This window comes from Kitasatospora sp. NPDC059577 (assembly GCF_042735475.1).
Taxonomy (GTDB): Bacteria; Actinomycetota; Actinomycetes; order Streptomycetales; family Streptomycetaceae; genus Kitasatospora.
On the sequence record NZ_JBHWBZ010000004.1, the window covers coordinates 48,102 to 71,423 of the forward strand.

Consider the following 23,322-nt stretch of genomic DNA (forward strand, 5'->3'; position numbering starts at 1 on the left):
GGCCCGCGGGCGGCGCCCCGCGGCCCCCCCCCCCCCCCCCCGCCCCCCCCCGCGCCCCCCCGGGGGGGGGGGCCCCCCCGGGGCCCCCCGGACGCCCACCGTCAGCCGCGACGACCCCGACGACGCCGACCGCCGCGACTGCGACCGCCCTGACCGCCCTGACCGCTCTGACCGCTCTGACCGCTCTGACCGCTCTGACCGCTCTGACCGCTCTGACCGCTCAGTGTTCCGTCACCGCCCCGCTCAGCGGCGGCCGCAGCGAGGCCGTGCCCAGGCCGGTCGGCCCGAGCGGCACCGGTACGGACGGCACTGCGGCCGCCCGCCGCGCCCGCGTCGCAGCGGCCAGGTCCCGCTCCGCGCCGTAGTGCCGGCGCAGGTCGTCCTCGCCGTACCGGCGGCAGCCCTCGTGCCAGTTCAGGACGCCGGCGAGCCAGTTCTCCAGCTCCTTCACGTATCCGTCGAGGACCTTGCGCACCTCTCCGTCCAGCCCGAAGTCCTCGTACATGACCGGGAGTTCCTTCTGCGCGACGTGCTGGAACTGGCTCAGCCGCGAGTGCATGAGGTCGTCGACGATCCGGACCGCCGCCGCGTAGTCGCAGGCGAAGAAGTTCTGCACCACCAGGACGACGTTGTGCAGCTCGCCCTCGTACTCGATCTCCTTCTGGTAGGAGAACACGTCGTTCACCATGGCCCCGTAGTCCATGGCGGAGTTCTCCAGCGCGCGCATCGAGCCGTGCCGGTACACCTCCGGCGGCACCACCCGGCCGTGGCCGAGCCGGCACAGGCTCGCGGTGAGGTCGGAGCCGAAGGTCGCGCGGCGCATCTCCAGGTAGTCCACCGGGTCCGGGACGCGGTTCTGGATCAGGTTGGCGATCTCCCAGACCCAACTCGCCGTCATGGCCTCGACGGACGAGCGGAACCGGCTCCTCGCCTCGACGCTCATCGGTGCGGCCGTGCGCTCCCAGATGTCGGCGAGGCCGCGCTCCAGCGCGTTGGCCGGCTCCGGCGCCGGGCTGCCGTCCACCGGCATGAACAGCCCCAGCCGCTCGGTGGCGCGCTTGGCGCCGGCCAGGTCGCGGGTGCGGCCGAAGACCGTCGGGTAGTAGTCGTCGGCCCAGGTGCCCCACGCCAACCAGGCCGAGCCGATGTCGAGTTGTTCGGCGGTGGCGTCCGGGTGGAGGCCGGCCGCGCAGAGCGCGAGGTCGTAGTCGCGCATCGACTCGACGTCCCAGATGCCCGATCCGGGCACCCCCGGGTCCGCCGCCAACAGGCCCATCCGCTCGGCCCACTCGACCACGCGTTCCCGGGCGCCGTCCAGGTGCGGGCTCAGCGACAGGGTGAACGGCAGCTTGAACTCGGGCAGTCGGGACGGGCCGACGGCCCGGAACGGCACGTGCCCGTGCGAGCGCGCCCGCCGTCCGGCCGGGCCGGCCGCGTCCTTCGCCGCGCGCGCCGCCGTGTCGCCGCCCGCACCGCCCCCGGCCTCCACGGCCGTCACGGCCCCGCTGCGCAGGACGTCCAGCGCCGACGTGCCGATCCCGCCGATCGCGTACTGGTCCCACCAGTTGCCGGAGCCCGGCAGCCCGGGCAGGCCAGGCAACGCACCGCCCGACCCCGGCGCCACCTCGCCGGCCGAACCGGCCGACGCCCCACCGCCGTTCATGTAGCGACTGGAACGCATGTGCCACTCGTGCCCGCCGGACTGCCAGTCCTGCAGGCCCTTGACGTACGCCAGGACCTTCGCTTCACCCGCCGGGTCCAGCCCGGTCTCCGCGAACAGCACCGGCAGTTCGGTGAACACGGTGTTCTCGAACTGCTGGAGCCGCGAGGTGAGCAGGTCGTTGACGGCCTCGGCGGCTTCCTGCGTGGTGCACTCCAGGAAGCGTTCCAGCACCAGGATGCCGTTGCTCAGCTCGCCCTCGTCCTCCACCTCGCGCTGGTACGAGAAGATGTCGTTGCGCAGGTGCACGCCGTCGGAGAAGGCGTCCATCAGCACCCGCAGCGCGCGCGAGCCGGAGACCTCCTTCGGCACCTCGGCGTCGGCGGCGTACTCGACCAGTTGCGCGGACCAGGGCGCCCCGCCGACCTTGCGGCGCATCTCGATGTACTCGACCGGGTTGGCCACCCGGCCCGCGTCGATGTTGGAGAGCTCCCAGAGCGACTCGTCGAGCAGGTTGCGGGTGCTCTCGGCGAACCGGGCCCGCCAGTCCTCGCCCATCGCCGGCACGGTGCGCCGCCACAGGTCGGCCAGGCCCGCCTCGACCGGGTTCTCCGGCTCGGGCACCGCGGCGGCCGGGTCGGCGGGCATGAACAACGGCAGCCGGTCCAGGTGCGCCTTGCCCGCCTCCCGGTCGTTGGTGCGCTTGTACATGTCCAGGAAGTGGTCGTCGAAGAAGAAGACCCAGACGTACCAGTCGGTGACCAGCGACAGCACCTCGGCGGAGGCGTCCGGGTGGGTGTAGGCGCAGAGCAGCCCGTAGTCGTGGGCCTCCAGGTCGGCCTGATCCCAGATGCCGGAACCCTCCAACATGCCCATCTCCCGGGCCCAGCCGGTGGAATGGGTCCGCGCCTCGTCCAGGTGGGGGTTGAGGCGTGCCGGGTGCGGCACGTAGAAGGACGGCAGTTCGAACGGCTGGGTCACGGCGGGCGAGCCTTTCTGGACGCGTCGATTGGACCAAGAATGACCCGCGACCCGGACGCCACACCGGCACAACAGGAACAGTCATATGAGATGACCAAATTGCTCGAACCCCAGCTCGAACCGCCGCCCGAGCGACCGGCCAGCCCTGGATCGTACGTACGGCCCGACCCCCACCGCCCCACCCACCCCACCGGAACCACCCGCCCGGCCGAGCGCGCCCACACCTCCACGCGCACCCCGCCCCGCCGCGCACCACCCTTCACCACCCCGGGCCCCAACTCCGCCGGGGCGGACCGCGATCGGCCCGGCCCGCCGGGACGCCCCGCGACCCTCCGCGACCTCAGGCGGCCAGTCCCAGGGCCAGCGACGCCGCCGCCGGGGCCAGGTAGACCAGGGGGAAGGGGATGTGGGCGTACGCCCGCGCACGGACGACGGTGACGACGGCGCCGAGGAAGTAGAGGATCACGCCGACGGCGGCCGCGTAGCCGACGGCGGGGACGGCGAGGCCGGCCAGGAGGCCGAGGGCGCCGGCCGCCTTGGCGACGCCGAGCCAGGTCCACCAGGCGCGCGGGACGCCGTAGTCGGCGAGGGGCTTGACCACGTACTCGGCACCGGCGAAGACCGAGTAGGCCGAGAAGCCGACCATGAGGGCGGCGAGGACGGTGACGACGGTGTGGGTGACGGACATTGAAGTGCTCCCCATTCGCAGGCTGTTCGGTTCGACACCCCTCCGACCCGGCACCCGCGACGGATGTGACAGACGCGGGCAAAAAATATCCCGCGCCACGCCCGGGAGCGCCCAACAACCGCTCCGCCAACGAACAAAGCAGGTGCGGCAAGGCCTGGCACACCAAGACTTCCACCGCTACGGGCGTGTTGACCGCCTCCCCCCAGGTCGCGTCCACCAGACTGGGCGCCGACCCGACGTCAACTCCGAGGAGGGCAAGCCCATGAACGTCACCGTGCGGCTCGCACAGCAGCCCGAGGCCGACGAACTGCTCGGACGGAGTGCGCTCGCCGCGCTCGTCGGCATGTTGCTGGACCAACAGGTGCCGATGGAGTGGGCGTTCACCGGCCCGCTGACCATCGCCCAGCGCCTCGACCGGGACGACCTGGACGCCCACGAGATCGCCACCTACAACCCGGAGGAGTTCGTCGCGCTCCTCTCGGCCAAGCCCGCCGTCCACCGCTACCCCGCGGCGATGGCCAAACGGGTCCAGCAGCTCTGCCAGTTCCTCGTCGCGCAGTACGACGGCGACGCCGCCGCACTGTGGAAGAACGTCCGCACCGGCAAGGAACTGCTCAGCCGCCTCAACGCCCTGCCCGGCTTCGGCAAGCAGAAGTCGCAGATCTTCCTCGCCCTGCTCGGGAAGCAGTACGGCGTCCGCCCCGAGGGCTGGCGCGAGGCCGCCGGCGCGTACGGCGAGGAGGGTGCGCACCGCTCGGTCGCCGACATCACGGGCCCCGAATCCCTGACCCTGGTGAGGGAGTTCAAGCAGGAGGTGAAGCGCGCCGCGAAGGAGGCCAAGGCCGCCGCCAAGCCCCGCACCACCACTCGGACGACGGTCGCGCCGACCCCGACCGGCGCCCGCTGAGAACCGGTCGTCCCACCCCGCGAGGCGGCACCCCCCGGCACGACCGCAACCGCCCCGGCCCCGCCGAGCGTGTCCGCCCGGTTCGCCCCCGACGGGCGCCTGATCACCGTGCCCCGCACGGCAGCCCGCCGGGAGAGCTCCTGGCCCACCTCGCCGACACCCTCGTCGAACCCGGCCGCGGCTCCACCGGGGCCGAGGTCACCGCCGTGCTGCACGCCGGGCGCGACGACGCCCCGCCCTGCACCGCTCCCCGGTCGAGGCCGGCCACCTCGCCCGTCCCCGGGACGGCGGCGGCTACCGGCCGGTCCCCGAGCGCCGGTACGCGTACCGCCCGCGGATCCGCCGGACGAAGTACCGCCCGTGGCTCTCCGCGGCCAACAGCTCGCGGTGCACCCGGGCCGGTACGTCCGCGTACACGTACAGCCGTCCACCGGCGAACTCCAGCTCCAGGAGCCGCGCCGCCCGGTCGTAGCCGACCGAGCGCAGCACCGAGGAGTCCACCGCCGTACGGTCCATCGCCCTCCAGTGTGCGGCGGGGGGGGGGGGGGGGGCCGGCGGGCGGGGGCGCCCCCCCCCCCCCCCCCCCCGCCGGCCCCGGGGCCCCCCCCCCAGGCCGCGCGCGCGCCGCACACCCCCCCCCGCGGGGGGGCGGGGGCCCCCCCCCCCCCCCCCCCCCCCGCCCCCCCCCCCGGGCCCCCTCCGCCCGACCGGTCCGTACGAGCCGGCCCGGTCGGACCCGTCCCGTCAGACCAGGACGGACTCCGGCTCCGGCGCCGCGTCCTCGGTGGCGGCCCCGACCGCCGCACCGCGCTTCCGCGGCAGCGCGAACATCAGCAGGAACACCGCCAGCAGCACCCCCGCGACCCACCACAGCGCGTGCACGAAGGCCCCGCCGAACGCCGTCCCGACCGCCTCGGGCGCGACCACGTCGTCCATCGCCCCGAAGAAGGCCACCGAGACCAGCCCGAGTCCGAGCGCGTTCCCCACCTGCTGCACGGTGTTGATCAGCCCGGAGGCCGAACCGGCGTGCTCGCGCGGCACCTCCGCCAGCACCGCGTCCGTGATCGGCGCGACGATCAGTCCCATCCCGAGGCCCATCACGACCAGCGGCAGCGCCATCTGCCAGGGCGCGATCGCCGTCCCGTACCGGTCGGCCTCCCAGACGTAGGTGAGCACGCCCGCCGCCATCACCAGCGCGCCGGTCTGCAGCACCTTGCGCCCGAACCGCGGCACCAGCTTCTGCACCGAGAGCCCGGCCGCCGTGGAGACCGCGATCGAGAACGGGATGCCGGTCGCGCCGGCCTTGAGCGGGCTCCAGCCCAGGCCCACCTGCATGTAGAGGGTCCAGACCAGGAAGAAGATGCCGAGCGCCACGCCGAAGGCCAGCTGCACGCAGATGCCGGCCGCGAAGGACTTCACCCGGAACAGCGCCAGCTCGACCAGCGGCGAGCCGTCCCGCCGCGTCTTGACCTTCTCGTAGGCCACGAACAGGGCGAACACCGGCAGGCTCCCGGCCATCGACAGGTACCCCCAGAGCGGCCAGCCGGCCTCCCGCCCGTGCGTCAGCGGGTAGATCAGCATCAGCAGGCCGAGGCTGGCCAGGAGCACGCCCACCAGGTCGAGCTTCAGGGCCTGGTCGGCCTTCGACTCGTCGATGAAGCGGCGGCCGAGGAGCAGGCCGGCGATGCCGACCGGCAGGTTGATCAGGAAGATCGGTCGCCAGGCCAGGCCGAACACGTCCCACTCGGTCAGCAGCGCACCGATCATCGGACCGGAGACGGCGCCCAGGCCGACCACCGCACCGAACATGCCGAACACCTTGCCGCGCTCCTCCGCCGGGAAGGTCGCGTGGATGATCGACAGCACCTGCGGCACCATCAGGGCCGCCGTCCCGCCCTGCAGCAGCCGGGTCGCGACCAGCATCTCCGGCCCGGAGGCCAGCCCGCAGAGCGCGGACGCCACGGTGAAGCCGCCGATCCCGATCAGGAACAGCCGCTTGCGGCCGTGGATGTCGCCCAGCCGCCCGCCGGTGATCAGCCCGATCGCGAAGGCCAACGCGTACCCGCCGGTGACCCACTGCACGGCGCTGAAGGACGCGCCGGTGTCCGCCTGGATGCTGGGGATGGCGATGTTGACGATGGTGACGTCCACCAGGTCCATGAAGGAGGCCACCATCACGATCGCCAGCGCGATCCACCTCCGCCGATCGGCTCCCGCCGCGCTCATTCCGTACTCCTCGACTGCTCGCACTTCCCGCTTCTCGACGTCCCCGACGGTAAGGGGCATGTAGGTCAGTTCCTGTCCCAGTTCATCCGGCATGCTGGACGGCATGACCGACACCCCCGCCCGCCTGCTCGGCCTGCTGTCCCTGCTCCAGACCCCGCGGGAGTGGCCCGGCAGCGAGCTCGCCGAGCGACTGGGCGTCAGCCCCCGGACGATCCGGCGCGACATCGACCGGCTGCGCGACCTCGGCTACCCGGTGCAGGCCACCATGGGCGCGGTTGGCGGCTACCGGCTGGTCGCGGGCACCGCGATGCCACCGCTGCTGCTGGACGACGAGGAGGCCGTGGCCATCGCGGTCGGGCTGCGGGCGGGCGCCGGGCACGCGGTGGTCGGCATCGAGGAGGCCTCGGTCCGGGCCCTCGGCAAACTGCTCCAGGTACTGCCCGGCCGGCTCCGGCACCGGGTCGGCGCGCTCAACACCGCGACCGTGCCGCTGCTCACCGGGGACGGCCCGACCGTCGACCCGGAGGACCTCACCCTGCTCGCCGGCGCCGTCACCAACCACGAACGGGTGCGCTTCGCCTACCGCTCCTACGACGGCACCGGCACCAGGCGACTCGTCGAACCCGAGCGGCTGGTCTCGGTCGGCCGCCGCTGGTACCTCGTCGGCTACGACCTGGACCGCGCGGACTGGCGGCTGTTCCGGGTCGACCGGCTGAGCGAGCCCTTCGCCACCGGCGCCCGCTTCACCCCGCGCCCGCTGCCCGCCGAGGACGCCGCCGCGTACGTGGCGGGCAAGCTGCGCCGCCCCTCGCCGAGCGGCACCGTGGTCGCCACCGTGCACGCCCCGGCCGAACTGGTCCGGCAGCGCTTCAAACCGGGCGACTCCGAGATCGAACCGCTCGACGAACACAGCTGCCGGCTGCGCTCGCGCTCCGACTCGCTGGAGTGGACGGCGATGCGGCTGCTGTCCCTGGACCGCGCCTTCGAGGTGCACGAGCCGCCGCAGCTGCGCGAGCACCTCCGGCGGCTGGCCGCGCGCGCCGCCCACGCGGCGGGCCCGGCCGACTGACCCCCGGCCCCGGCCGGCAGCCCCGCCCCGGCCGCGCCGGACCCGGCCCCGGTCCCAGGCCCCGACCGGGTGGCCCCTGTCCCATGCCCCGACCGGGTACCAGCCGCTGCCCGGCCGAAAACCGCGCACGCCGTCCCGGCCGTACGCCCGCCCCCGGTCGAGCTCCCCGAGCTCCCCGAGGGCGCCGGGAGCGCCGAGGGCGCCGAGGCGCCGACCCGCTCCCGGCGGACCACCCGGCAACCGTCGCCGCCCTCCCGCTCGCACCGGACCGGACCGGACCGGCTCGCCGTCGGGCTACCGGAGGACGGCCGGTTCCCCGTCCGGCCCGATGCCGGTAGCGGACCTCAGACCCCGTACTCGGCGGTCAGCAGCGCGCGGCCGAGGGTGTGGAAGGTGAGGTGGAAGCCGATCTGCGCCGCCGGGGTGTCGGCGGTGACGTCCAGCTTCTCCACGTCCAGGGCGTGCACGGCGAAGACGTAGCGGTGCGGGGCACCGGGCGGCGGGGCGGCGCCGTCGTACTTGGTGCCCGGGAAGTCGTTGCGGCCGTGGAAGGAGGCCGCGCCCGGCAGGTCGTCGTCCGAGGAGCCGGCGCCGCGCGGCAGTCCGGCGGTGTCGGCGGGCAGGCCGAGGGCGAGCCAGTGCCACCAGCCGGAGCCGGTGGGCGCGTCCGGGTCGTAGCAGGTCACGGCGATGCTCCTGGTGCCCTCCGGCAGGCCCGACCAGGCCAGCTGCGGCGAGAGGTTGCCGCCGGCGTGGATGAACTCCGCGGCCAGTGTGCCGCCTTCGGCGATGTCCTGGCTGCTCAGTTCGAAGGACGGCACCTGCGGCAGGAACTCGTACGGCAGCGGCGGACGCTTGCTCATGGGTGGTCACCTCTCGCGACGGGAATGACACCGGTCACTGTAATGGGGTGCACGTCCGATCCCGGCGCCCCTACAGTCGGGGTCATGGCCTCGAACGACCGCAGCCCCGCGACGACCGCGCTCGACCCCGCCACGATGATCGCGGACGCCCGTCGCGCGCTCTTCACCATGGTCGGGGTGCTGGCGGCGATCTGGCTGATCCAGCTGGTGAACTGGATGGACGACTACGACCTCGGCCGGCGGTTCGGCGTCGTCCCGCAGGACGTGAGCCGGCTGCCGAACATCGTCACCGCGCCCTTCCTGCACTGGAACTGGGCCCACCTGGAGGCCAACTCGGGGCCGCTGTTCGTCTTCGGCTTCCTGGCGGCCTACCGCGGTGTCAGGAAGTTCCTCGGTCTGACCCTGCTGGTCGCACTGACCAGCGAGCTGACGGCCTGGGTCTTCGACAGTCCGAACTCGGTCGGCGCCGGGGCCAGCGGCGTGGTGTTCGGCTACTTCGGCTACGTGGTGCTGCGCGGGGTCTTCGACCGCAACCTGGTCGACACCCTGATCGGCGTCGTCCTCGGCGCCTCCTTCGCCTACATGGTCACCGCCGCGCTGCCGGGCGTCGCCCCGGGGATCAGCTGGTCCGCGCACCTCGGCGGTCTGATCGGCGGCCTGGCCGGCGCCTGGATCTTCCGCAACCGCGTCCCGCGCCCGGTCGCCCCGGCCGGGCCGGGGCCGGTGCCCGCGCCCTCCGCCGGGCCGAGGGCCGCCGCCGGGCCGGCCGGCACCGCCCCGGGCAGCCCCAACGCCGCCCTGCTCAAGGAGCTGGACGATCTGGGCCTGTAGCCCGCTCGGACCGTCAGGTATAGACCAATTCAACCCCTGCGGCTAGCGTGGACGGCGCACCAGCCCCCAGCCCCGGAGCCGCACCGTGGAGTCGTCCGTCCTCGCCTTCGCCACCGACCTGCTCGACGAGGGCCCCGACACCTTCTTCGGCAACCTCACCGACCGCGCCGGGGTCGGCGGCGTCACCCTCGCCTCGGTCTACCACGAGGCCCGCGACGTCTTCCCGCACAACCCCCACCGGGTGGTCCGCCACCTGGAGCCGGGCGCGGCGTACTTCCGCCCCGACCCGGCGGCCTGGCGGGGCCGGCGCCTGGCGCCCGCGCCGTCCACCGCCATCGGCGACCGCGACCCCTTCGCCGAGGCCGCCGACGAGGCCCGCCGCCGCGGCCTGAAGCTGCACGCCTGGACGGTGTTCTGCCACAACGACCGGCTGGGCTTCGTCCACCCCGACTGTGCCCCGGCCAACGCCTTCGGCGACCGCCACCTCACCGAGCTCTGCCCGGCGAACCCCGAGGTCCGGGCGTACGCGCTGACCCTGGTCGCCGAACTGGCCCGGTACGGCGCGGACGCCGTCCGCGCCGAGTCGCTGCACTTCCACGGACTGCGCCACGGCCACCACCACGAGCGCTACTTCGAGGAGCTGGGCCCGGTCACCGAGGCCCTGCTCGGGGTCTGCTTCTGTCCGCACTGCCGCGCCGCCGCCACCGCCGCGGGCGTCCCCGCCGAGGAGGTGTCCGGGGCCGTCCGCACCGAAGTGCGCCGCCGCCTGGCCGACGAGTCCGCCGCCACCGAGCCCGCCGACCTGACCGCCCTCGCCGACGGCGCCTTCGCCGCGTACGTGGACGCCTCCGCCGCCACCGTCACCTCGCTGGCCGCCGAGCTGTCCGAGCAGGCCCGCCGCCACGGCATGCGGCTGAGCTTCATGGACGGCGGCGGCCCCGGCAAGGGCTGGCTCTCCGGGATCGACCTGCCCGCCCTCGCGAAGGCCGCCGACGGGATCGAGACGCTCGGCTACGCCCGGACCCCGGAGGCGGTCCGGGAGAAGATCGCCGCCTTCGCCCTGCACGGCGTCCGCCCGCAGGACCTGGCGGTGATCCTGCGCCCGATGTCCTCCGACTGCGACGGCCCGGAGAACCTCGCCGCCAAGATCACCGTCCTGCGCGAACTCGGCGTCCCCGAGGTCGAGTTCTACCACTACGGCCTGATGCGCCTGTCCTCCCTCGACCGGATCGGCGCGGCCCTCTCCGGCTGAGCCTCACCGCCGCCCGCTCCGGCTGGGCCTCACCGCCGCCCGCTCCGGCTGGGCCTCACCGCCGCCGCTTGGACGTCCCGAACAGGCTGCGGGAGATCTCCTGCCCGAGCTGCCGCCCGGCCGAGCGCGCGAAGGTCTTCACCGTCGGATTGCTCAGCAGCGACCCGAGCAGACCGCCGACGCCCTCCTTCTCCGCCGGCCGGGGCTCCCGCCGCTCCGGGGCCGGCTCCGGCCCCTGCCCCGGGGTGCCCGGCTCCGTCGGAACCGCCTCCGGCCGGGGCGCCCGCGCCGCCAGCTTCTCGTACGCCGATTCCCGGTCGATCGCGTCCCGGTAGCGCGCCGTCAGTGCAGAGGCGTCCACGACCGCCCGCAGCGCCCCCGCCTCGATCGGCCCCATCAGCGACTGCGGTGCCCGCAGCCTGGTCGCCGCGACGGGCGTCGGCGCACCCTTCTCGGACAGGACGGTCACCACCGCCTCGCCGGTGCCGAGCGAGGTCAGCACCGCGCCGAGGTCGTACGAGGAGCGCGGGAAGGTCGAGACGGTGGCCTTGAGCGCCTTGGCGTCGTCCGGCGTGAAGGCGCGCAGCGCGTGCTGCACCCGGTTGCCCAACTGCGCCAGCACGTCGGACGGGACGTCCCGCGGCGTCTGGGTCACGAAGAAGATGCCGATGCCCTTGGACCGGATCAGCCGCACGGTCTGGGTGATCGCCTCCAGGAAGGCCTTGGAGGCGCCCTTGAACAGCAGGTGCGCCTCGTCGAAGAAGAACACCAGCTTGGGCTTGTCGAGGTCGCCGACCTCGGGCAGCTCCTGGTAGAGGTCGGCGAGCAGCCACATCAGGAAGGTGGAGAACAGCCGCGGCCGGTCCTGCACCGCGGGCAGCTCCAGCACCGAGACCACGCCCCCGCCCTCCGGCGTGGTCCGCAGCAGTTCGGCGGTGTCGAACTCGGGCTCGCCGAAGAACGCCCCGGCGCCCTCGTTCTCCAGCACGGTGAGCGCGCGCAGGATCACCCCGGCGGTGGCCGCCGAGAGCCCGCCGATGGTCCTCAGCTCCTCCTTGCCCTCGGGCGAGGCGAGGAAGGCGATCACCGCGGTCAGGTCCTTGAGGTCGTAGAGCTCCAGGCCCTTGCCGTCGGCGTAGTGGAACACCAGGCCGAGCGAGGACTCCTGGGTCTCGTTCAGGTCGAGGACCTTGGACAGCAGCAGCGGCCCGAAGCTGGTGACGGTGGCCCGGACCGGGATGCCCTCGCCCTGTCCGCCGAGCGAGTAGAACTCGGCGGGGCAGCCCCGGGCCGTCCACTGCTGCCCGACCTCGGCGGCCCGGGCGCCGGTGCGCTCGCTCGGCACGCCGGGCGCGGCGACACCGGAGACGTCCCCCTTGATGTCGGCCAGGAAGACCGGCACGCCCTGCCCGGAGAGCTGTTCGGCGATCAGCTGGAGGGTCTTGGTCTTGCCGGTGCCGGTGGCCCCGGCGACCAGTCCGTGCCGGTTGAGCACGCCCAGCGGGATGCGCACCTGGGCGTCCGGGTAGGCGGTGCCGTCCAGCAGCACCACACCGAGGTCGAGGGCGGGCCCGGTGAAGGCGTACCCGTCGGCGATCTCCCGGACGGCCTGCGGGGTGGGGGCGGAGGACATCGGTGCACACTCCTGGGCGGATCGGAACGCTTCGGAACGCATCGGAACGCATCGGCATCGGAATCGGAGCCACATCGGTCTCCGGGCGATGTTCGCGACATTTCCCATCAAACAACCGCATTCGTCCACGCGCAGTTCACGCCGACGCGCGTGGCGGCGTCGCGGCTGCTGCGCCATTCGCCGCCCAAACGGTAGGCTTTCCGTGTGATCTTCAAGCGCATCGGCAATGGGCGGCCGTACCCGGATCACGGCCGGACGAGCACCCGACAGTGGGCTGACGTCGCCCCGCGTCCGGTGCGGCTCGACCAGCTGGTGACCACCAAGGGCCAACTCGACCTCGAAACCCTGCTGGCCGAGGACTCGACCTTCTACGGGGACCTCTTCGCCCACGTGGTGAAGTGGCACGGCGACCTCTACCTGGAGGACGGACTGCACCGGGCCGTACGGGCCGCGCTGCAGCAGCGCCAGGTGCTGCACGCCCGTGTCCTCGAAATGGAGTGACGGACCGAAACGGAGCGACGGACCGCCCGCACCGGGCGGGTCGCACCCCTGCGGACTTCCGGACCGCCCCCTCGCCGACCCCGGCGGCGGGCGGTCCACGCGTACCCCGGTACCCCCGTTCGGGTACCGGGGTACTCCAAATGATGATCGTTTAGTACCTTCACAGCTGTACGGCACTACGCTGCTGACTACGGCTGCGACCAGGGGATCCGCCCGCACCGGGGGAGCTCCTGCCCGGCCGACCCGTCATCCCGACCCCGCCCCGGTACGAGGGGGAGACAAACCATGAGCATGTTGACTCCCCAAGGCCTCAAGGGGAAGCAGTACCGCATCACCGGCAACTCCTACCCACGGCTGGGCCGGCCCCCGAAGAAGAGCCGCAAGGTGATCGCCGCGCTCGTCGGCCTGCTCACCCTGGCCCTGATCGCCCTCGGCGGCGTCCAGCTGTACGACATCTTCACGGGCAAGAACAAGAACTCCTCCGCCCAGGCGTGCGCGGCCCCGTCCGGCAAGCCGCTGGCCGCCCCGACGGCGGGCGCCACCCCGGGCGCCCCCGCCGCCTCCGGCGCACCCGCCGCCCAGGGCGACCCGCACGCCGTCCCGCAGGCCGCCGCGGTCACGGTGAACATCTACAACGCCACCACCAAGGCCGGCCTGGCCGGGCGGACGGCCGAGGAGTTCAAGAAGCGCGGCTTCACCATCGGCAAGGTCGGCAACGCCCCGGCCGAGCTGGACAAGAAGGTGCCCGGCACCGCCCAGGTGATCGCCGGCCCGACCGGCGCCGGAGCCGGCACCCTGGTCGGCTCGCAGATCGCCGGGGCCACCGTCACCGCCGACGCCCGGACCGACACCAGCGTGGACTTCGTGATCGGCGACAGCTACAACGCCCTGCTGGACGAGACCCAGGCGGCCGCCGCGCTCGCCCTCGCCACCAAGCCGTCCCCCACCCCGACCGCGAGCGGCAGCTGCTGACACCCCGGACGACACCCGGACGACGGAACACCCGGGACGAACGGAAGGGCCCTCCGGCAACGCGCCGGAGGGCCCTTCGTCGTTCTCCGCGGGTTCTCAGCCCGCGGTGCCGTACAGCCGGTCGCCCGCGTCGCCGAGGCCGGGGACGATGTAGCCGTTCTCGTTGAGCCGCTCGTCCAGCGCGGCGGTGACCACGGTGACCGGCAGGTCCGCCAGCTCCCGCCGCATCACCTCGACGCCCTCGGGGGCGGCCAGCAGCACCACGGCGGTGACGTCGGTGGCGCCGCGCTCGATCAGCATCTTGATCGCGGCGACCAGGGTGCCGCCGGTGGCCAGCATCGGGTCGAGCACGTAGACCTGGCGGCCGGAGAGGTCGTCCGGCATCCGGGTCGCGTACGTGGAGGCCTCCAGGGTCTCCTCGTTGCGGACCATGCCGAGGAAGCCCACCTCGGCGGTCGGCAGCAGCCGGGTCATCCCGTCCAGCATGCCGAGGCCGGCCCGCAGGATCGGGACGACCAGCGGGCGCGGGTAGCTGAGCCGGGTACCGAGCGTGACCGCCACGGGCGTGGTGATCTCCACCTCGTCGGTGCGGACGTCCCTGGTGGCCTCGTAGGCGAGGAGGGTCACCAGCTCGTCGGTCAGGCGACGGAAGGTCGGCGAGTCGGTGCGCTCGTCGCGCAGGGTGGAGAGCTTGTGGGCGACCAGGGGGTGGTCGACGACGTGGAGACGCATGTACCGAGGTTAGCCCGGGTCTGGACGCCTGTACGACACGCCGTGCCCGACCCGGGCGCCGGACCGGGTGACACGGCCGTGACACGCCGTGACAACGGGTGAATGTCCGGACGGAAGCGTCTGCTGTGGTATCAACCGGGCCGTTCTGGGAATGTCACGTCTTATGACGAGCAACCCGAAGGCCGGGGACGGCTCGGCGGACGAGCCCGGCGGCGGGGCGGGCCCGCGCCCGGGCCCGCCGGACGACCCTCCGGAGACCGAGGCGGAGCGCCGCAAGCGGCGGGCCGTCTTCCTGCGCGAGCTCACCGAGGCGCGCGAACTCCGGGAGCGGGTCCAGCCGCGACGGACCAAGGAACGGCGGATGCGCGAGGCGATGCGGATGCGAACCTTCCGGATCTGACGGGCCCCCGGCCGGGGTCCGGAGCGGGCCGCCGCCGGTCCCGACGGGCGCTCGGAGCAAATTTCGACCGCCTTCGGACCGTCCCCGCGCGGGTTCGCCCTCCGCCGCCCGGCCCTTCCGACACGACCTGCAAAGACGCGCTGCCGAACACCCCCCGCAAGGGCGGGCTTTCTGTCACGATTCCGATGGGACGGTCCGAAGAGCGGACCGCCTCTGGCGCGGGGGCGGCCAGATTTCCGCGTTGCCCGAGCGCGCCGACAGCCGAGACCGATGATCTTGGGAGTGTCCCTGGTGGCGTACTTCGCTGCAGTGCTTGCTCGCACCGAGGACGGGTGGGATGTGAGCGAGACGGAACTCGACGACGTCGAAACCCTGGCCGATCTGACCGACCTGGCCCGCGACTCCGCGCAGGACGACGACAGCGTCCTGATCTTCATCGAACAGGAGGACTCCTGGTTCGCCGTCGTCCGCGTGGACGGCGAGGACGACCCCCGGATCTTCGTGTCGGACGGCGCCGCCGCCGCCCGCAGCTCCTACGGCTCCGTCCTCACCGACGAGCTGGTCGACCAGGCCGGCGAGAGCGAGTTCGGCGACCTGGACCACCTGCTGGACGAGGACGAGGAGACGCAGGACCAGGACAACGAGGACGCCGCGCCGAACGGCGGGGTCCCGGTCGGCCCGCTCGGCGACGCGCACCTGCTCACCGAGTTCGGCCTGGCCTCCGACGCGCTGCTCGCCCTCAGCGGCGAGGGCGCGGTGCCGGGCGACGCCCTGGAGGAGATCGCGGAGGCCCTGGGCTGCGGCGAGGTCCTGGAGGCCGTCCGGTAGGGCGGCCGGATACCCGACACTGGATGCCATGCAGCCCGCATCCACCGCGCAGACCGTCCCGCTCGTCCCCCCGCTGCCCGCCCCCGTCCGCCCCGACCCGGTCCGCGACCGCTGGGCGGCGCCGATGCGCCTCGCCATCGCCGAGGCCGCCCTGGCGCCGACCACCGGGGACGTCCCGGTCGGGGCGCTCGTCCTGGGTCCGGACGGCGAAGTGATCGGGCGCGGCCACAACGAGCGCGAGGCCGTGGGCGACCCGACCGCGCACGCCGAGGTGGTGGCGATCCGACAGGCGGCCGCGGCGGTCGGGGAGTGGCGGCTCTCCGGCTGCACCCTGGTCGTCACGCTGGAGCCGTGCACGATGTGCGCCGGCGCCATCGTGCTCTCCCGGATCGACCGGGTGGTCTACGGCGCCCTCGACGAGAAGGCCGGCGCGGCCGGCTCGCTCTTCGACGTGATGCGCGACCGCCGGCTCAACCACCGCCCCGAGGTGATCTGGGGCGTCCTCGCCGAGGAGTGCGGCGAGCAGCTGCGGGCGTTCTTCGACGCCCACCGCTGAACCCCGCCCGCAGCCCCGCCGACGGCCGTCCCGATACGGATTTCGTCCCCGAGCCACCCGTCCGGTAGAGTTCCCCTCGGTAGCGTGTCCGAGCGGCCAAAGGAGCACGCCTCGAAAGCGTGTGTGGGGGCAACTCCACCGTGGGTTCGAATCCCACCGCTACCGCCAGAAAGCCCGAGGGCCCGTCCGATCCGGACGGGCCCTCGGCGTTTCCGCGCACCCTCGGACGCGGAAAGGGCTCCGTACCCCGGGCCGATGACCACCGGTGCCCGGTCCGTACGGAGCCTGGAGGGGGGAGCGGCTCGGGGGGACTGACCGCTCCCCCTGCGGAGTCCCACAACCGGCGCCGCGTCGGGGGGAAGCCGCGGCAGCCGGTCCCACAGCGGGGAGCTCCGGATCCACGCACCGGGGATTCCTGCCAGATCCTCGGTACGTCATCCATCCTGCCGCCCGGTTCCCGGCCGGGCACCCGGAGAAAGGCCCCACTCGCGGGGACCTTCGTCCCGCCGGCCGAACGCGTCGCACACTTGATAGCCCGTCCGGGTGGATAAGCTGCCCCCTGCAGGCCGCTCGGGGACCGGATGACGGCGGCCCACCGCTGGGAGGAAGGTCACCCGATGGCGCAGGCGAAGAAGATCGGCATGGTCCTCCTGCTCGTCTTCGTGCTCTACTCGATCATCACGTCGCCGGCCCGGTCCGCCGAGCTCGTCCAGCTGGGGTTCGAGGGCATCTCGAACGCGGCCAAGGCGGTCGGCACCTTCATGACCGGGCTGATCAAGTAGTCCGGCCCGGCCGGGTGGCCACCGCCCGGCCGGCGGACGGCCGTCCGCCGGCCCCGACCCACCGGCTACGGTGGGCGGGACCCCCAGCCCCCGTCCGCGAGGAGCGGCAATCGTGATCCGGCACCTGGTCCTGTTCAAGCTCAACGAAGGCGTCAGCAAGGACGACGAGCGCGCGCTCGCCGGCGCCAAGGCGTTCTCCGAACTCGGCGCGGTCATCCCCGAGCTGCGCGAGTGGGAGTGCGGCTGGAACACCACCGAGCGCGACATCGCCCACGACTACGCCATCAACAGCCTGGTCGAGGACCGCGACGCCCTGCAGGCCTACCTGACCCACCCGGCCCACCAGGCCGCAGCCGGCCAGTGGCGCGAGTTCGCGACCTGGGTGATCGCCGACATCGAGGTCTGAGCCCCCGTCCGGCCCGGTCACGCCCGGCCGGACCCGGCAGACCACCCGGCCGGCCCCCCGGCCGCCCCGAGTCCGTCCCGCGACTTTCCCCCGGACGGACCGCAGCGCCCCGTCCGGCCTCCGGACGGGGCGCCTTGCTCCGTCCCGGAACGACCCGTGCCGCAGCTCACCGGCGGCCCCCGCGAAGGTTGAACGCCCCACCAACACACCTCCACCGGGTGCTTGCCCGACCTGTGCCCACCTTGTGATGCTATGACCGGTTTTGCCGGACATGGCCAGGTGATGAACCAGCCGCGACACCCGATCCGCAGGGCCCGCCGTTGTCGACTTTGGGAGGGGTGACGTGTCCGTGGACGAGGTGCTGGCTGCGATCATCAGCCCGGCCGGCGAGCTCCGCCCGGACGGCCTGCGCGGCCCCGGCGGAAGGCCCGTCGTGGACGTCCGGACGCTGACCCGAGTGCTGTTCGAGCGGCTCGCCGAGCTGCCCCCGGACGCCCCCGAGCGGGAGCGGGTCCGGGCCGCCCTGATCGAGGTGAACATCCCGCTGGTCCGCTACGCGGCCACCCGCTTCCGCAGCCGCAGCGAGCCGATGGAGGACGTCGTCCAGGTCGGCACCATCGGCCTGATCAACGCGATCGACCGCTTCGACCCCGGCCGCGGCGTCCAGTTCCCCACCTACGCGCTGCCGACCATCCTGGGCGAGATCAAGCGCTACTTCCGGGACAACGTCCGCACCATGCACGTGCCGCGCCGGCTCCAGGAGCTGTGGGTCCAGGTCAGCGGCGCCATGGAGGAGCTGACGGTGCTGCACGGACGGGTGCCCAAGGTCCCGGAGATCGCCGCCAGCCTGCGGATCCCCGAGGAGGACGTCCGGGCCTGCCTGGACGCCGGGCGGGCGTACAACGCGGCCTCCCTGGAGGCCGCCCAGGAGCACGAGGGCGGGCTCGCCCTGCTCGACCGGCTCGGCTACGAGGACTCCGCGCTGGCCGAGGTCGAGCACCGCGACATGGTCCGCCACCTGCTGGTCCAACTCCCCGAGCGGGAGCGCCGGATCGTGATGCTGCGGTTCTTCGCCAACCTCACCCAGTCCCAGATCAGCACCGAACTGGGGATGTCCCAGATGCACGTCTCACGGCTGCTCTCGCGGATCCTCACCCGGCTCCGGACCGGCAACTCATGGGAAGAGTGAGATTGCAGCGCGTTACCCCCGCGTGACATCTTGCGACGTTCGGGTTTGCCGTGCACCGTGTTCCGGTATGGAGGGGGAGGGCCCTGCCGGGAACCTCCGTGCGAGGGCCCCCGTTCAAGTGTCAGTCACGAGGGGGTGGGTGCATGTCCGGAGAGCTGGGCACTGCGGAGATCCACGCTGGTCAGGCCCGCGGCACGGCCGTCGCCGAGGACCTGGTCCCGCGGCAGCGGGTCGAACCGGCCGGGCCGCCCGGCCCCGACGCGGCGCCGGTGGCACCGCCCGGTCCGGACACGGCACCGGTGACGCCGCCCGGCGCCGGGCTGGACACCCGGACGCTCTCCCGCTCGCTGTTCCTGCGGCTGGCCGCGCTGGAGCCCGGCAGCGACGAGCACACCTACGTCCGCGACACCCTGATCGAGCTCAACCTGCCGCTGGTCCGGTACGCCTCGGCGCGTTTCCGCAGCCGCAACGAGCCGATGGAGGACATCGTCCAGGTCGGCACCATCGGCCTGATCAAGGCGATCGACCGCTTCGACCCGGAGCGCGGGGTGGAGTTCCCCACCTTCGCGATGCCGACCGTGGTCGGCGAGATCAAGCGCTTCTTCCGGGACACCAGCTGGTCGGTCCGGGTGCCGCGGCGGCTCCAGGAGCTGCGGCTGGCCCTCACCAAGGCCGGCGACGAGCTGTCCCAGCGGCTGGACCGCTCCCCCACCGTCGCCGAGCTGGCCGTCTGCCTGGGCGTCAGCGAGGAGGACGTGGTCGAGGGCCTCGCGGTCGGCAACGCGTACACCGCCAGCTCGCTCGACTCCGGCTCCGGCGAGGAGGACAGCGACGGGCCGCTGGCCGACCGGCTGGGCTACGAGGACCTCGCGCTGGAGGGCGTGGAGTACCGGGAGTCGCTGAAGCCGCTGCTGGCCAAGCTGCCGCCGCGCGAGCGCCGGATCATCATGCTGCGCTTCTTCGGCAACCTCACCCAGTCGCAGATCGGCGAGGAGATCGGGATCTCGCAGATGCACGTCTCGCGGCTGCTCACCCGCACGCTCACCCAGCTCCGCGAGGGGCTGATCAGCGAGGGCTGAGCCGCCCGGTCAGCGTCCTCCGCCGTCCAGCAGGTTGACGCGCAGTCCGGTCAGCACGTCGTCGTCCAGCCCGAGCCCCTCCCGCCAGAACGGGTCGAAGCCGCCCCATCCGGCCTCGACCTCCGCGAAGGCCGCGTCCAGGTAGTCGCGGTCGGCCCGGAAGACCGGCAGGAGCAGCTCGGGCTCGCGCATCAGGCCGCGGGCGGCGAGGTCGGCCAGGACCCGGTCGACGACCGGGGCCGAGCGCTCGTTGGTGAGCAGGTAGTCGGCGAGGACGGTCTCGCGGTCCACCCCGAGGGCGGTCAGCAGGAGCGCGGCGGCCCAGCCCGTGCGGTCCTTGCCGGCCGAGCAGTGGAACAGCAGCGGCGTGCCCTCCGGGGCGGCCAGCAGGCGCAGCAGGGCGGCGAAGCGCTCGCGCGCCACCGGGTCCGTGACGAACCAGCGGTAGAGGCCGGTCATCATCGCGCCCGCCCGGCCCTCGCCGAGCAGGGCGCGCTGCCGCTGCGGGCTGCTGTCGCCCAGCGCGTCCCTGATCATCAGGTAGATGTCGAAGTCCGTTGCCTGCAACGGGAGATGGTGCATCGTCACGCCGTCGGGCAGCCGGTCCGGGCCGGCGTCGCGGACCTCGTCCGCGCTGCGCAGGTCCACCACCCGGCGCAGTCCCAGCGCGCCGAGCGGGCCCAGGTCCTCGGCGGTGACATGGTTCAGGCCATCGCTGCGCAGGGCCACTCCGCGTCGCAACTTCCGCCCGTCAGCGGCCCGGTAACCGCCCAGATCACGGGCATTGACGGCCCATCGCAGGCCGAGACTGCGCCCGACCAGCTCCGTTCCTTCCGGTTCCGGCGCCCAATTCCGAGGGCCCCCGATTCCACCGGACTCCATCTGCTGATCGGTCACGCGGACGCCTCCATTGCATATTCGGACTGTCACATGGCACAGCCGTGCCCGATATTGCATGAACCTGCCCAATGGACCGGCGAGATGTGCGAGAGTGTCATGCGCAACGACGACAGTGTAGGTGCCCCGCCCGCCCCACAGGGCCATACCGTCGGTAACCAGGTGTAGCGCTCAGCTTCCGGTTTTTCATTTTCAATTCATTATTTGCGCCACCGGTACAGTTCCGGTCACAATCAGCGCCTTCATGGCATCGCCATGAACGTTGGTAACAGGTTCGCTGCACTCTCGCCCTTTTGGTCCCTCGCACGGCCGACCCTCGACCAGGATGGGCCCCGGGCAGCCTGCTGCCCGCGAACAGCTACACGGGTAGGCGAGCGCCGAGCAGCGCGGCGCCTGTCCCAAGGGGAGGATCACCATGGGTCGAGCGACCCGAAGAGTCGCCGCGTGTGCGGCGGCAGTTCTGCTGGCCAGCGGCCTGCAGTCCACCCTGGCCTACGGCGACACCACGCCGCCCAGGATCGACCTCACCATCCTGGTCGTCGACGACGGTGGCCCCTCGGTCGCCGCCATCACCGCCGAACTGAAGAGCCAGGGCACCCCGTACAAGGTCGTCAGCCTCAATGACCCCAACCGTCCCGTCATCAACTCGGCTTTCCTGAGCGACACGGTGAACGGGCAGCCCCGGGGGAAGTTCCAGGGCATCGTGCTGCCCAACGAAAACCCCTTCCCCAACAGCGCCGCCGAGATGACGGCCATCGCGAGCTACGAAGCCGCTTTCAACGTCCGCCAGATCGACGCGTACACGTGGGCCAGCCCGGCGGTGGGGCTGAACTACGCCCAGAATCCCGGATTCGTCGGCACTCTCGACGGATTCCAGGGAGCCACCACCGCGGCCGGAACTTCGGGCCCGTTCGGGTACCTCAAGGGCAGCGTCCCGTTCGAGGACAACGACCCGAACGTCAGCGAGAGCTACGGCTACCTGGCCACCCCGCTCGCGAGCCTCCCGGCCGGCGCCTCCTTCGTCCCGCTGGTCGACGCCGCGATACCCAGCACCACCTCGCGCGGGTCGCTGGTCGGCGAGTACACCCACGACGGCCGCAAGGAACTGGTCGTCACCTTCGTCTACAACCAGTACCAGCAGCAGTACCGCCTGCTGGCCCGCGGCATGGTCGACTGGATCACCCAGGGCGTCCACCTCGGCTACGACCGCAACTACTTCGCGGCGCACGTGGACGACGTCTTCCTGGCCGACGACCGCTGGGACACCGCGCTGAAGTGCACGCCCGGTGACGTCACCTGCCCGCCCGGCACCCCGGACACCGCCAACCCGATCCGGATGACCCAGGCGGACGCGCAGTACCTCAAGCAGTGGCAGACCGCCAACAACTTCACCCTGGACATGGTGTTCAACGGTGGCGGCAGCGAGGACTGGAAGGCCGACCACGAGACCACCGTGGACCCCACGGCAACTCAGATGATCGCCGACCAGAACAGCTACCGCTGGGTCAACCACACCTACACCCACCCGTACCTGGGCTGCGTCCAGGACGTCTCGGTGGTGCCGTGGGTCTGCACCAAGAACGCCTCCGGCGGCACGGTCTGGACCGACCAGAACACCATCTCCACCCAGATCAAGAACAACTTCGACTGGGCCACCGCGAACGGCCTGAAGGCCGACCCGCAGGTCCTGGTCACCGGTGAGCACTCCGGTCTGCTGACCGCCCCGCAGGAGACCAGCGACAACCCGTACCTGGCCCCGGCGCTGGCCGCCAACGGGATCAAGTTCACCGGCAGCGACGCCTCCCGCGAGCCCGCCCAGCGGGCCGTCGGCTCGTCCACGCTGACCGTGCCGCGGTACCCGATGAACGTCTTCTACAACGCCGGGACGGCGAAGGAGGAGGCCGACGAGTACAACTGGATCTACACCAGCAAGGCCAACGGCGGCAGCGGCGTCTGCGAGAACAACGCCAACTCGACCTGCCTGCCGGCGCCGCTGGACGTCAACACCGGTTTCCAGTCGTACATCGTGCCGCTGGAGGCCCGGATCGACCTCGGCCACGTGCTGAGCAACGACCCGCGGCCGCACTTCATCCACCAGTCGAACCTGTCCGAGGACAAGATCCTCTACCCGGTCCTGGAGAAGATCCTCGGCACCTACCGGTCGCTGCACGCCGACAACGCCCCGATCGTCAACCTCGGCGAGAAGGAGATCGGCCAGGAGTTCCAGAAGCGCGCGGCCTGGAACGCGGCCGTCGCCGCCGGCAAGGTCACCGCCTACCGGGTCGGCAACACCGTGACGGTCAGCGCGCCGTCCGGCGTTCAGGTCCAGGCCACCATGCCGACCGGCACTTCTCAGAAGCTGGTCATCGGATCGACCGCGTTCGGTTCGTCCTACGCCGGTACGCTCTCCGGCTGGGTGTCCCCGGGCACCCTGCAGAGCAACGTCACCCTGCAGCTCCCGTCCGCGCCGGCCGCCCCGGCCGCCGTGGCGCCGAGCGTCGCGGCCAAGTCCGTCCCGGCCGCGGTGCCGGCGGACAAGAAGGTCGTCCCGCAGGGCGTCGCCACCCCGGTGCCGGTGGGCCCGAGCGACACCACCCGCAAGCCGGCGCCGTCCCTGGTGCCCGGTAGCGGGACCCCGGTGCCCGGCAAGGGCGTGACCGCTGATAACAAGGGCACGGCGAAGAACGGCAAGGCCTCTGGGGGGACGGCCACGCCGAGCAGCACCACCGGACGCTCCGGCAACCGGTAACCCGAACCACCCGCTGGCGGGGGGGGGGGGGGGGGGGGGGGGCCGGGAGAAGCGGCCCCCCCACCCCCCCCCCCCCCCAACCCCACACCCACCACACACCCACACGCACACACCAACCACC

The 23,322-nt window shown here is 72.7% G+C and carries 22 protein-coding genes and 1 tRNA gene; 15 read left to right on the forward strand and 8 right to left on the reverse strand.

Annotated features, from left to right (window positions below):
• Positions 1 to 220: 220 nt before the first annotated feature.
• Both ACFV0O_RS05630 and ACFV0O_RS05635 read right to left on the reverse strand, forming a co-directional pair.
• Complete coding sequence (locus tag ACFV0O_RS05630) at positions 221 to 2,641, reverse strand: germacradienol/geosmin synthase (RefSeq protein ID WP_380336812.1); 2,421 nt, start codon at positions 2,639 to 2,641, stop codon at positions 221 to 223.
• 340 nt (positions 2,642 to 2,981) lie between these two features.
• The gene (locus ACFV0O_RS05635) at positions 2,982 to 3,329 is read right to left on the reverse strand and encodes a DoxX family protein (protein ID WP_380336815.1); all 348 of its coding nucleotides are present in this window, start codon (positions 3,327 to 3,329) and stop codon (positions 2,982 to 2,984) included.
• A gap of 262 nt (positions 3,330 to 3,591) precedes the next feature.
• On the opposite strand from ACFV0O_RS05635, the gene ACFV0O_RS05640 reads away from it, so the two are divergent.
• Positions 3,592 to 4,236, forward strand: coding sequence for an HhH-GPD-type base excision DNA repair protein (locus tag ACFV0O_RS05640; RefSeq protein WP_380336817.1), 645 nt, complete (start codon positions 3,592 to 3,594; stop codon positions 4,234 to 4,236).
• 294 nt (positions 4,237 to 4,530) lie between these two features.
• Here the strand turns inward: ACFV0O_RS05640 and ACFV0O_RS05645 are convergent, their stop codons facing one another.
• Positions 4,531 to 4,752, reverse strand: a complete 222-nt coding sequence (locus ACFV0O_RS05645; RefSeq protein WP_360253747.1) for a KTSC domain-containing protein — start codon at positions 4,750 to 4,752, stop codon at positions 4,531 to 4,533.
• Between the two features lie 228 nt (positions 4,753 to 4,980).
• Complete coding sequence (locus tag ACFV0O_RS05650) at positions 4,981 to 6,462, reverse strand: MFS transporter (RefSeq protein WP_380337199.1); 1,482 nt, start codon at positions 6,460 to 6,462, stop codon at positions 4,981 to 4,983.
• A gap of 103 nt (positions 6,463 to 6,565) precedes the next feature.
• On the opposite strand from ACFV0O_RS05650, the gene ACFV0O_RS05655 reads away from it, so the two are divergent.
• Complete coding sequence (locus ACFV0O_RS05655) at positions 6,566 to 7,531, forward strand: YafY family protein (protein WP_360253751.1); 966 nt, start codon at positions 6,566 to 6,568, stop codon at positions 7,529 to 7,531.
• Positions 7,532 to 7,875: 344 nt separating this feature from the next.
• Here ACFV0O_RS05655 and ACFV0O_RS05660 read toward each other — a convergent pair whose 3' ends face one another.
• Entirely contained in the window at positions 7,876 to 8,394 is a 519-nt protein-coding gene (locus ACFV0O_RS05660) for a YbhB/YbcL family Raf kinase inhibitor-like protein (protein ID WP_360253753.1), read from the reverse strand.
• An 84-nt stretch (positions 8,395 to 8,478) separates the two neighbouring features.
• Here ACFV0O_RS05660 and ACFV0O_RS05665 point away from each other — a divergent pair, with 84 nt between their 5' ends.
• A complete protein-coding gene (locus tag ACFV0O_RS05665) occupies positions 8,479 to 9,225 on the forward strand; it encodes a rhomboid family intramembrane serine protease (protein ID WP_380336821.1) in 747 nt (248 codons plus the stop codon).
• Positions 9,226 to 9,310: 85 nt separating this feature from the next.
• Complete coding sequence (locus ACFV0O_RS05670; RefSeq protein WP_380336824.1) at positions 9,311 to 10,477, forward strand: hypothetical protein; 1,167 nt, start codon at positions 9,311 to 9,313, stop codon at positions 10,475 to 10,477.
• Between the two features lie 55 nt (positions 10,478 to 10,532).
• On the opposite strand, the gene ACFV0O_RS05675 is transcribed toward ACFV0O_RS05670, so the two are convergent.
• Entirely contained in the window at positions 10,533 to 12,110 is a 1,578-nt protein-coding gene (locus tag ACFV0O_RS05675; protein ID WP_380336826.1) for a helicase HerA-like domain-containing protein, read from the reverse strand.
• A gap of 204 nt (positions 12,111 to 12,314) precedes the next feature.
• Between ACFV0O_RS05675 and ACFV0O_RS05680 the strand changes: the two genes are divergently transcribed.
• Both ACFV0O_RS05680 and ACFV0O_RS05685 read left to right on the forward strand, forming a co-directional pair.
• Positions 12,315 to 12,611, forward strand: a complete 297-nt coding sequence (locus tag ACFV0O_RS05680; RefSeq protein WP_030061387.1) for a type II toxin-antitoxin system VapB family antitoxin — start codon at positions 12,315 to 12,317, stop codon at positions 12,609 to 12,611.
• 285 nt (positions 12,612 to 12,896) lie between these two features.
• Positions 12,897 to 13,583: a LytR C-terminal domain-containing protein gene (locus ACFV0O_RS05685; protein ID WP_380336828.1), complete on the forward strand. Its 687-nt coding sequence runs from the start codon at positions 12,897 to 12,899 to the stop codon at positions 13,581 to 13,583.
• 96 nt (positions 13,584 to 13,679) lie between these two features.
• Here the strand turns inward: ACFV0O_RS05685 and upp are convergent, their stop codons facing one another.
• Positions 13,680 to 14,315, reverse strand: coding sequence for a uracil phosphoribosyltransferase (gene upp, locus ACFV0O_RS05690; protein WP_350506235.1), 636 nt, complete (start codon positions 14,313 to 14,315; stop codon positions 13,680 to 13,682).
• Positions 14,316 to 14,478: 163 nt separating this feature from the next.
• On the opposite strand from upp, the gene ACFV0O_RS05695 reads away from it, so the two are divergent.
• From ACFV0O_RS05695 to ACFV0O_RS05730, 8 genes are all read left to right on the forward strand, one after another.
• Positions 14,479 to 14,715, forward strand: coding sequence for a hypothetical protein (locus ACFV0O_RS05695; RefSeq protein ID WP_360253763.1), 237 nt, complete (start codon positions 14,479 to 14,481; stop codon positions 14,713 to 14,715).
• A 270-nt stretch (positions 14,716 to 14,985) separates the two neighbouring features.
• Positions 14,986 to 15,543 carry a tRNA adenosine deaminase-associated protein gene (locus tag ACFV0O_RS05700; protein WP_360253765.1) on the forward strand — a complete coding sequence of 186 codons (558 nt, stop codon included), beginning with the start codon at positions 14,986 to 14,988 and terminating at the stop codon, positions 15,541 to 15,543.
• 28 nt (positions 15,544 to 15,571) lie between these two features.
• A complete protein-coding gene (gene tadA, locus ACFV0O_RS05705; RefSeq protein ID WP_380336832.1) occupies positions 15,572 to 16,099 on the forward strand; it encodes a tRNA adenosine(34) deaminase TadA in 528 nt (175 codons plus the stop codon).
• A gap of 78 nt (positions 16,100 to 16,177) precedes the next feature.
• Positions 16,178 to 16,267, forward strand: a tRNA-Ser gene (locus tag ACFV0O_RS05710).
• A 449-nt stretch (positions 16,268 to 16,716) separates the two neighbouring features.
• Complete coding sequence (locus ACFV0O_RS05715) at positions 16,717 to 16,881, forward strand: hypothetical protein (RefSeq protein WP_350519723.1); 165 nt, start codon at positions 16,717 to 16,719, stop codon at positions 16,879 to 16,881.
• Between the two features lie 112 nt (positions 16,882 to 16,993).
• Positions 16,994 to 17,287 carry a Dabb family protein gene (locus tag ACFV0O_RS05720; protein ID WP_360253769.1) on the forward strand — a complete coding sequence of 98 codons (294 nt, stop codon included), beginning with the start codon at positions 16,994 to 16,996 and terminating at the stop codon, positions 17,285 to 17,287.
• 349 nt (positions 17,288 to 17,636) lie between these two features.
• The gene (locus ACFV0O_RS05725; protein WP_380337202.1) at positions 17,637 to 18,476 is read left to right on the forward strand and encodes an RNA polymerase sigma factor SigF; all 840 of its coding nucleotides are present in this window, start codon (positions 17,637 to 17,639) and stop codon (positions 18,474 to 18,476) included.
• 143 nt (positions 18,477 to 18,619) lie between these two features.
• Positions 18,620 to 19,555 (forward strand): RNA polymerase sigma factor SigF, encoded by a 936-nt coding sequence (locus ACFV0O_RS05730; protein ID WP_380336836.1) that lies wholly within the window; start codon positions 18,620 to 18,622, stop codon positions 19,553 to 19,555.
• Between the two features lie 9 nt (positions 19,556 to 19,564).
• Here ACFV0O_RS05730 and ACFV0O_RS05735 read toward each other — a convergent pair whose 3' ends face one another.
• Positions 19,565 to 20,599, reverse strand: a complete 1,035-nt coding sequence (locus tag ACFV0O_RS05735; RefSeq protein WP_380336839.1) for a tyrosine-protein phosphatase — start codon at positions 20,597 to 20,599, stop codon at positions 19,565 to 19,567.
• 268 nt (positions 20,600 to 20,867) lie between these two features.
• Between ACFV0O_RS05735 and ACFV0O_RS05740 the strand changes: the two genes are divergently transcribed.
• Positions 20,868 to 23,201: a hypothetical protein gene (locus ACFV0O_RS05740; protein ID WP_380336841.1), complete on the forward strand. Its 2,334-nt coding sequence runs from the start codon at positions 20,868 to 20,870 to the stop codon at positions 23,199 to 23,201.
• The last annotated feature ends 121 nt before the right edge of the window (positions 23,202 to 23,322 follow it).

Excerpts from the sequence above, each read along its gene's own strand:
- ACFV0O_RS05730 (WP_380336836.1), top strand. The coding sequence starts at position 18,620 with ATGTCCGGAGAGCTGGGCACTGCGGAGATCCACGCTGGTCAGGCCCGC.
- ACFV0O_RS05635 (WP_380336815.1), bottom strand. The coding sequence starts at position 3,329 with ATGTCCGTCACCCACACCGTCGTCACCGTCCTCGCCGCCCTCATGGTC.
- ACFV0O_RS05645 (WP_360253747.1), bottom strand. The coding sequence starts at position 4,752 with ATGGACCGTACGGCGGTGGACTCCTCGGTGCTGCGCTCGGTCGGCTAC.
- ACFV0O_RS05735 (WP_380336839.1), bottom strand. The coding sequence starts at position 20,599 with ATGGCCCTGTGGGGCGGGCGGGGCACCTACACTGTCGTCGTTGCGCAT.
- ACFV0O_RS05740 (WP_380336841.1), top strand. The coding sequence starts at position 20,868 with ATGGGTCGAGCGACCCGAAGAGTCGCCGCGTGTGCGGCGGCAGTTCTG.
- ACFV0O_RS05685 (WP_380336828.1), top strand. The coding sequence starts at position 12,897 with ATGAGCATGTTGACTCCCCAAGGCCTCAAGGGGAAGCAGTACCGCATC.
- ACFV0O_RS05650 (WP_380337199.1), bottom strand. The coding sequence starts at position 6,462 with ATGAGCGCGGCGGGAGCCGATCGGCGGAGGTGGATCGCGCTGGCGATC.
- ACFV0O_RS05695 (WP_360253763.1), top strand. The coding sequence starts at position 14,479 with ATGACGAGCAACCCGAAGGCCGGGGACGGCTCGGCGGACGAGCCCGGC.
- tadA (WP_380336832.1), top strand. The coding sequence starts at position 15,572 with ATGCAGCCCGCATCCACCGCGCAGACCGTCCCGCTCGTCCCCCCGCTG.
- ACFV0O_RS05700 (WP_360253765.1), top strand. The coding sequence starts at position 14,986 with ATGATCTTGGGAGTGTCCCTGGTGGCGTACTTCGCTGCAGTGCTTGCT.
- ACFV0O_RS05715 (WP_350519723.1), top strand. The coding sequence starts at position 16,717 with ATGGCGCAGGCGAAGAAGATCGGCATGGTCCTCCTGCTCGTCTTCGTG.
- ACFV0O_RS05665 (WP_380336821.1), top strand. The coding sequence starts at position 8,479 with ATGGCCTCGAACGACCGCAGCCCCGCGACGACCGCGCTCGACCCCGCC.
- ACFV0O_RS05655 (WP_360253751.1), top strand. The coding sequence starts at position 6,566 with ATGACCGACACCCCCGCCCGCCTGCTCGGCCTGCTGTCCCTGCTCCAG.
- ACFV0O_RS05660 (WP_360253753.1), bottom strand. The coding sequence starts at position 8,394 with ATGAGCAAGCGTCCGCCGCTGCCGTACGAGTTCCTGCCGCAGGTGCCG.
- ACFV0O_RS05640 (WP_380336817.1), top strand. The coding sequence starts at position 3,592 with ATGAACGTCACCGTGCGGCTCGCACAGCAGCCCGAGGCCGACGAACTG.
- ACFV0O_RS05675 (WP_380336826.1), bottom strand. The coding sequence starts at position 12,110 with ATGTCCTCCGCCCCCACCCCGCAGGCCGTCCGGGAGATCGCCGACGGG.
- upp (WP_350506235.1), bottom strand. The coding sequence starts at position 14,315 with ATGCGTCTCCACGTCGTCGACCACCCCCTGGTCGCCCACAAGCTCTCC.